Source organism: Variovorax sp. P1_H12_2 (assembly GCF_056405335.1).
This window is the reverse complement of the sequence record NZ_JBFUCI010000381.1, coordinates 1-6,313: the sequence shown is the minus strand read 5'-3', so window position 1 is coordinate 6,313 and position 6,313 is coordinate 1. Positions and strand designations below refer to the sequence as shown.

At 67.0% G+C, this 6,313-nt stretch carries 6 protein-coding genes and 1 other RNA gene; 4 read left to right on the top strand and 3 right to left on the bottom strand.

Annotated elements, in window-relative coordinates; translation table 11 throughout:
- Nucleotides 1-296 (bottom strand): thioredoxin TrxA (gene trxA, locus AC1D2K_RS27705; RefSeq protein ID WP_478092699.1); only part of this gene is annotated, 296 nt, incomplete at its 3' end.
- 129 nt (nucleotides 297-425) lie between these two features.
- Between trxA and AC1D2K_RS27700 the strand changes: the two genes are divergently transcribed.
- The 3 genes from AC1D2K_RS27700 (at nucleotide 426) to AC1D2K_RS27690 (ending at nucleotide 3,032) form a co-directional block, all read left to right on the top strand.
- Nucleotides 426-1,664, top strand: coding sequence for a TIGR03862 family flavoprotein (locus tag AC1D2K_RS27700; protein ID WP_478092697.1), 1,239 nt, complete (start codon nucleotides 426-428; stop codon nucleotides 1,662-1,664).
- Between the two features lie 401 nt (nucleotides 1,665-2,065).
- A complete protein-coding gene (locus tag AC1D2K_RS27695; RefSeq protein WP_478092695.1) occupies nucleotides 2,066-2,458 on the top strand; it encodes a hypothetical protein in 393 nt (130 codons plus the stop codon).
- Between the two features lie 280 nt (nucleotides 2,459-2,738).
- On the top strand, nucleotides 2,739-3,032 hold the full coding sequence (locus AC1D2K_RS27690) for a GYD domain-containing protein (RefSeq protein WP_478092694.1): 294 nt from the start codon (nucleotides 2,739-2,741) through the stop codon (nucleotides 3,030-3,032).
- A gap of 125 nt (nucleotides 3,033-3,157) precedes the next feature.
- Here the strand turns inward: AC1D2K_RS27690 and ffs are convergent.
- An RNA gene (gene ffs, locus AC1D2K_RS27685) (signal recognition particle sRNA small type) lies at nucleotides 3,158-3,254 on the bottom strand.
- A gap of 39 nt (nucleotides 3,255-3,293) precedes the next feature.
- On the bottom strand, nucleotides 3,294-4,415 hold the full coding sequence (locus AC1D2K_RS27680; protein WP_478092692.1) for a M12 family metallopeptidase: 1,122 nt from the start codon (nucleotides 4,413-4,415) through the stop codon (nucleotides 3,294-3,296).
- Between the two features lie 113 nt (nucleotides 4,416-4,528).
- Here AC1D2K_RS27680 and dnaX point away from each other — a divergent pair.
- Nucleotides 4,529-6,313 (top strand): DNA polymerase III subunit gamma/tau (gene dnaX, locus AC1D2K_RS27675; RefSeq protein WP_478092691.1); only part of this gene is annotated, 1,785 nt, incomplete at its 3' end.

The window sequence follows — 6,313 nt, the reverse complement described above, 5'->3', positions numbered from 1 at the left end:
GCCTTGCTCATGGCGCCGACCTTGGTGGCGGCCAGCTGGCCGTCCTTGAACAGCATCAGGGTCGGGATGCCGCGGATGCCGAACTTGGCCGGGATGTCGCGGTTCTCGTCGACGTTCATCTTGGCGATCTGCAGCTTGCCTTCATAGGTGCTGGAGACCTCGTCGAGGATCGGCGCGATCATCTTGCAGGGACCGCACCATTCGGCCCAGTAGTCGACCAGCACAGGCTTGCCGGACTTGAGCACGTCGGCTTCGAAAGAAGAGTCGGAGATGTGTTTGATGAGGTCGCTGGCCATGGGGGTGTGTCCTTCTGCGCGGAGAGTTTCGGTGCAGCTAAAGTGCGGGTCATTGTGACAGAAACCAAGTGATGCCGTGGTCGACGCGCAAGCTATGGCGTCGATAGCCAAAGCGGTGACACTCGACGCATGAATCAAAGAAAGAAAGTCGCGGTGGTCGGTGGCGGCCCCGCCGGATTGATGGCTGCCGAAGTGCTCGGCGGCGAAGGCGTCGAGGTGCATCTCTACGACACCATGCCCTCGGTCRGGCGCAAGTTCCTTCTGGCCGGCCGTGGTGGCCTCAACCTGACGCACTCGGAGCCTTACGAGGTCTTCGTCGGCCGCTTCGGCCCGCAGCGCGCCGCGCTTGAGCCCCTGCTGCGACGGTTCGGCCCCGATCAACTGCGCGCGTGGGCACATGGACTCGGCATCGAGACCTTCGTCGGCACTTCGGGGCGCGTGTTCCCGAAGGACATGAAGGCTGCGCCGCTGCTGCGTGCCTGGCTGCATCGGCTGCGGCAGGCCGGCGTGCAGTTCCACATGCGCCACCGCTGGCTGGGCTGGCCGGATGCGTCGATGCCGGCCACCACGCTGCACTTCGCCGCGCCCGGCGCCGAAGTCGTTGCCGCCCACGATGCCGTGGTGCTGGCGCTCGGCGGCGCGAGCTGGTCGCGGCTGGGTTCCGACGGCGCCTGGGTGCCGTGGGTGGCAGGACGCGGCGTGGCGGTCGCTCCGCTGGTGCCGGCCAACTGCGGCTTCGACCTGGGCTGGACCCCGCATTTCGCCGAGCGCTTCGCCGGCATGCCCTTCAAGTCGGTGGCGATCACGGTCAGCGATGCCCAGGGTCGGCGCTTCGCGCGCAAGGGCGAGTTCGTGGCGACCGCCACCGGCGTCGAAGGCAGCCTGATCTATGCGGCTTCGGCCTTGTTGCGCGACGAGATCACCGAGAGCGGCAGCGCCCTCCTGATGCTCGACCTGCTGCCCGATCGCAGCGCCGAACAGGTGCGCGCCGCAGTGCTGCATCCGCGCGGCGCGCGATCCCTGGCCAGTCACCTGAAAAGCCGCCTCGGCCTCGAGGGCATCAAGGCCGGTGTGCTGCACGAAGTGCTCACGCGCGAAGAAATGCAATCGCCCGACAAGCTGGCCGAAACCATCAAGGCGGTGCCGCTCAGGCTGCTGGCGCCGAGGCCGCTCGACGAAGCCATCAGCACCGGCGGCGGCGTGCGCTTCGATGCGCTCGATGACAAGCTGATGGGGGCCGCGCTGCCGGGGGTGTTCTTTGCGGGCGAGATGCTCGACTGGGAAGCGCCGACCGGCGGCTATCTGCTGACCGCCTCGATGGCGAGCGGCGCAGCGGCCGCGCGCGGCGTGCTGGAACGCTTGAAGTAGTGCTCGAATCTCAGTTTTCGTCGACCCCCCAGTGCCGTGCGGTGGTTGCGATGACCCGCGCCGCCTGCGCCCTGATCTGAGGGGCCGGAGGCGGCTCGCGGGCCACTCGAAAGGGCCAGGAGGGGCGAGCTGGGCGCGGCGGAGGCCGTGAAGGCAGCACCCGGCCAGCTGCCAGGGAAGGGGTGAAGGGGGGCATGGTCTCGCCGTTGTCTTGTTATTGGAGGCGGTCCATTCTAGCAAAATGACTGTATAAAAATACAGTATTTTGCGCTTGAGCGGGTACTTCGTTTAAGGCTGCCTTCAGGGAGATCGCCGAAGCTCGGAGTCATGTGCGGCGGGATCGGTCCACCAGACCGGACCGCCTGCGCACCCCGATCGGCCCACTCCCGCTCCACCACAGCATGACCCAGAACAACGAGACCTCTGCCCCAGACATCCTGGCGGAGGGGCGCCGCGCGGATGCGCAGACCGCAGCCCTCGGCGCCGAGACGCGGCAGGCCTGCAAGCGTGCCGCGCGCTCCCTGACTGCCTATCTGGGCCACTGCGGCGAACAAGCACTGAGCTATCCGCAGGTGAACCTGATTCGCGCCATCCACCTGGCGGAGAAGGCCTCAGGCCATCCGCCGCGCAGTGCCCACCAACTCAGGGGCATGATGGCCCATCTGTTCACGCCGATGCAGATGGAGTTCGCGGTCGAGTTGCTGACCGAGAGCCGCGAGGGCGAGGAAGGCGAGGGCTGGGCGCTCCTGGACGAACTCGAGGTCATTGCGGCCGAGATGCAGCGCGCCGGATGACGCGATCCGGTCCACCAGGAGGGCGTCATGCCCGGTGGACATCGTGCTTCCCGCCCATCGGACCAGCCTTGCCACCGCCGACCAAGCGCGTAGCATGCGCCGGGTCGCCCCTCAGTGAAACTCCTTGCCGCCCTGCGCGAGGTTCGCTCCTGTGACGCTGCGCTCCTGGCCAGGGACCAGCAGGTCATTTCACTGGTCGTGATCTGGATCGACGGCAGGTGGCCGCGTCGGTTCGAGGCAGTCGGCAAGGCCACCTACTTTCAGCTCAAAGGAGGTTGACATGATCACCTACATTGGCTTGATGAGCTTCACCGACAAGGGCATTCAATCGGTCAAGGACACGACCAAACGGGCCGCTGCCGCCAAGGAAGCTGCAAAAAAGGGCGGAGTCACCATGCGGGAACTGTTCTGGACCATGGGCAAGTACGACCTCGTCTGCGTGCTCGAGGCAGAGGACGAACTCGCATTGGCGGCGTTCAGCATCGCGACGGCCAGCCAGGGGAATGTGCGCATCGCTTCGATGCGCGCGTATTCGAGCCAGGAAATGGACAAGATACTGGCCAAGCTCCCGTAGTTGTCCGATTTCCCTCACGCGGCCCCATGTGGTGACACCTGGGGTCGTTTTGCTTCAGGACTATTTCCCGCCCTAGCGGTTGATGGCGCTCAAGTTATCGAGAACTCAAGGCTTTTTGATGTGAGGTTGACGAGCCTTACCCCCGGCACTGACTACGCAGTTAGGGCTGCTTGGTTCCCCACCTGACCCGTTTGGCCGCTTCACCATGCGGGGAGGCCCGTCAACTCGGGATTGTAGGCGACTCGGGCGCCCCGGCTTTTTTCACCAGACCATCAACGAGGTTTCGAGCGCCGCGTCCGCGTAATAGAGGCGCACGCCAATCTGGTAGCGGCGGCCCTTGTTCAGCCGCATGCTGACCTTGGCGTTCAGGTCGGTGCCGCTGTCGTCCGCGCCCGCGATCTGCACATTGCCGTTGGGCGTGACCTCGAACAGCACCAGCACGGTGTCGGAGGTGCCGAAGGTGCCGATGTTGTAGGTCCGCGTGCGGGCCGGGGTGAAGTCGAAGGTGCGCGTCTCGCCGGCCTTCAGCTTGAGCAGTTGCGACAGCCCGACTTTCAACGTGGCGGTCGAGGGCGCCCTGACGCCCGGGTACGACTCCACGACCCACGCCTTGTCCGCATAGGAGAGCCCGCCCTTGGGCTGCAGGCCGGCCTTGTATTTCTCCGGCGCGATGATCAGTCCGGCGTCGAACTGGTATTCCATGACGGAATCCGGATCCCAGGTGGTGCCCTTGACCTCGGACACCGGGATCTTGCGCAGGATGTTCCACTCGATCTGCGACTCGTCCCAGCTGTTCGGCGGACCCTTGAAGTAGGCGAGCACCGCCTCGCGGTTCCAGGAGATGCCGGCGTTCGGGTTCTGGTGCTCGTGTTCGAGTCCGAGCGTGTGGCCGATCTCGTGCAGCGCCGTGTCGTGGCCGTAGGCGGTGGTCAACGCCCAGCCGAAATTCATGGTGCGCTCCTGCGGCGACCTGGTGTTGAGCACATCGCGCCCGACATAGGACCAGGAACCATCCTGCGGATCGAAGCCGATGCGCACCATGGCGTCCTCGGGCGCTTCCGTGCGCCTGAAACTGATGCCGATGCCGAGCTTGGCCCAGGTCTCGAAGGAGGTGTCGACGACGCCGATGTCCGCCGTGCTGCCCTGCCAGGCCGCGGGCACGCCGTCGCCGCGCTTGAAACAGTAGTAGGTGAGTTGGGTGCCGTTCACCCACTTCTTGCTCGCGGCGATGATGGCACGGGCGCGGCCGGCCGCGACGCTGAGATCGAAATGGCGAACCTGCTGCACCGGCTGCGAGCAATAGCGCCGTGGGGTGAGGGCCCCCGGCTGGCTGGATCTGCTGGCTGTGGCCGGGCGGGCCGCCTTGCGCGTCGCAGTGGACATGTCGATCTCCTCGGAGGGTTTTTCATGCTAGGTGCGGGGGCCGCGAAAGCCATCTGCAAGATGGCCTAGGCCGTTGCGCGGGGCGGGTCGCCGCGTCGACCTAAAATGCGCCGATGGCCTATCTCGTGCTCGCTCGCAAACACCGTCCCCGAACCTTCAGCGAGATGGTGGGCCAAGAGCATGTCGTCCAGGCGCTCGAAAACGCGCTCACCTCGCAGCGTCTGCATCACGCCTACCTGTTCACCGGCACGCGCGGCGTCGGCAAGACCACGGTCTCGCGCATCCTGGCCAAGTCGCTCAACTGCCAGGGGCCCGACGGCCAGGGCGGCATCACGGCCACGCCGTGCGGCCTATGCCAGGCGTGCAAGGACATCGACGCTGGCCGCTTCGTCGACTACACCGAACTCGATGCGGCCTCCAACCGCGGTGTCGACGAGGTGCAGGCGCTGCTGGAGCAGGCGGTCTACAAGCCGGTGCAGGGCCGCTTCAAGGTCTTCATGATCGACGAAGTGCACATGCTCACGGGCCACGCGTTCAACGCGATGCTGAAGACGCTCGAGGAACCGCCCGAATACCTCAAGTTCGTGCTGGCCACCACCGACCCGCAAAAGGTGCCGGTCACCGTCCTGTCGCGCTGCCTGCAGTTCAACCTGCGGCCGATGGCGCCCGAGACCGTGCTCGAGCATCTGACGCAGGTGCTGCAGACCGAAGCCGTGCCGGCCGAGCCGCTCGCGTTGCGCCTGATTTCGCGCGCTGCCCGCGGCTCGATGCGCGATGCGCTCTCGCTGACCGACCAGGCGATCGCCTTCGGCAATGGCGAGTTGCTCGAGACCGGCGTGCGGCAGATGCTCGGCAGCGTCGACCGCGGCCATGTGTTCCGGCTGATCGAGGCCCTCGCGCAGGGTGACGGAAAGACAGTGGTCGAGACCTCCGAAGGTCTGCGCCGCGACGGTTTGTCGGCCGCCTCCACGCTGGAGGAGATGACGACCGTGCTGCAGGGCATGGCGGTGCTGCAGGCCGTACCTTCGCGCGCCGAGTCGCGTGACGGCACCGACCCCGACGCGGCCGAGACCGCGCGCCTTGCGGCGCTGCTGCCGGCCGACGAGACGCAGTTGCTCTACAGCCTCTGCCTGCACGGGCGTGGCGAACTCGGTCTGGCGCCCGACGAGTACGCGGCGCTCACGATGGTGCTGCTGCGCCTGCTGGCCTTCAAGCCCGCCGTTGCGGCCGGCACGGAAAAAAAAACTCTGAATGAGCCTGCGCGGCCGGTCGCCGATGCGCCCCGGGCCGCGCCTCCTGCTGTCGAAGCGGCGCGTCCGATCACCGCAGACGCTCCGCGCGCCCCGGCCCCCGCGCCCGCAGCGATGACGTCCGTCGCCGCACATACGCCGCCGGGCCAGCGGCTGCCGGTGGTCGATGGCCCGGCGCTGAACGCGTCGGTACCGCCCAGACCGGCAGCCGCTGCCGACGACTCGGCACCCACGGCCGCGAAACTGATGGCGATGCCGGTGCGCGTGCAGCCGCCGCCCGGTGCGCGCGAGGTCCAGGCGGGCGTGCCCTCCGCCCCCTCGGCGCCGATTCCGCCCAGCGAGGAGGGCGACTTCTGGCACGCCACGGTGACCCAGATGGTCGTGGCCGAGGCCATCAACGCCTTGGCGCGCGAGCTCGCGTTGCAGTCGCAGCTGGTGGCCCGCGATGTCGACCAGTGGCTGCTGCGGGTCGAGCGCGAGTCGCTCAATCAGACCAGCAGCCGCGAAAAACTCCAGGCCGCGCTGGCGACGCTGGGCCATGGCGTCAAGATCGCGATCGAGATCGGCGCCGTGGTCGATAGCCCGGCGCGCCGCAACAAGCAGGCGGCCGACGAGCGCCAGCGCGTCGCCGAGGAAGCGATACGCAAC